1 protein-coding gene is annotated in these 1,148 nt (G+C 68.3%); it reads right to left on the bottom strand.

Translation table 11 applies throughout. The features are described 5' to 3' along the window. A partial coding sequence (locus K8638_RS44225; protein WP_223760819.1) for an AMP-binding protein occupies window positions 1-1,148 on the bottom strand: 1,148 nt, incomplete at both ends.

The raw sequence follows: 1,148 nt of genomic DNA, 5'->3' as shown, positions 1-1,148 counted from the left end.
CCCCAGACTTCGAGGGTGGAGGCGTCGAAGGAGATGGGGGCGATGAGGAGGAAGGAGTGGCCTGCGGAGACGTCCGCATAGGGCGCATTGCAGACGGTGCGCAGGACGTTGCGGTGGGAGACGGCGACGCCCTTGGGCCTGCCGGTGCTGCCCGAGGTGAAGTCGATGTAGGCCAGGTGCTGGGGTGACAGCGCCACAGAGGGCGCGTGCGTCGGCTCGGCACTCAGCTGCTCCTGAAGCTGATCGACGCAGAGAACAGGCAGCGAGTCAGCGGCCGGGAGGGAGTCTCTCAGTGCCGAGGAGGTGAGCAGGAGGACGGGCTGTGCGTCCTCGAGCATGTGGGCCAGGCGCTCGCGAGGATAGGAGGTGTCGAGGGGAAGGTAGGCGCCTCCGGCCTTGAGGATGGCGAGCAGGGAGACGATGAGCTCGACGGAGCGCTCCAGGGCCAGGGCCACCGGTGCATCCGGGCGCACGCCTCGCGCGATGAGCAGATGCGCGAGCTGATTGGCGCGTGCGTCGAGCTGCGAGTAGGTCAGACGCTGGGCACCGAACTCCAGGGCCACGGAGCCGCCGTGCTCCGCGACAACGTGGGCGAAGCGCTCCGGCACCGTGGAGTTGTCGGGGAATGCAGAAGGGGCGCGGTTGAAATCGGAGAGGACGGAGCGCCGCTCATCCGCGGGCAGCAGGGGCAGCCGGTGGAGGGACAGCTGGGGCTGGCCCAGCAGCGCCTCCAGGAGGTGCACGTAGTAGCGAGCCAGCCGTTGAGCCGTCGCCGGCAGGAAGAGGTCGGCGTTGTAGATGAGCGAGCCGGTGAAGCCCTCCGGGTAGTCGGCGAGGTCGAGCTCCAGCTCGAACTTCGCGGCGGTGGTCTTCAGGCCCGTGACATGCTGGATGGAGAGTTCCGACTCCCCCTTCGCGGGGAGCGGCATGTTCTGGAGCGCGAAGAAGACCTGGAAGAGCGGAGCCCGGCCCAGGTCACGCGCGGGGTGGAGTTCCTCCACCAACTTCTCGAAGGGAACGTCCTGATGGGCGTAGGCGCCGAGCGTTGCCTCGCGCACGCGAGCCACCAGTTGCCGGAAGGAGAGGCCGTCCTCCAGGCGGGAGCGAAGGGCGAGGGTGTTGACGAAGAAGCCGATGAGGCCCTCCAG

It is taken from the genome of Myxococcus sp. RHSTA-1-4 (genome assembly GCF_020037125.1).
In the GTDB taxonomy this organism is placed as follows: Bacteria; Myxococcota; Myxococcia; order Myxococcales; family Myxococcaceae; genus Myxococcus.
The sequence above is the reverse complement of the archived record's forward strand: the minus strand, read 5'-3'. Positions and strand labels throughout refer to the sequence as shown.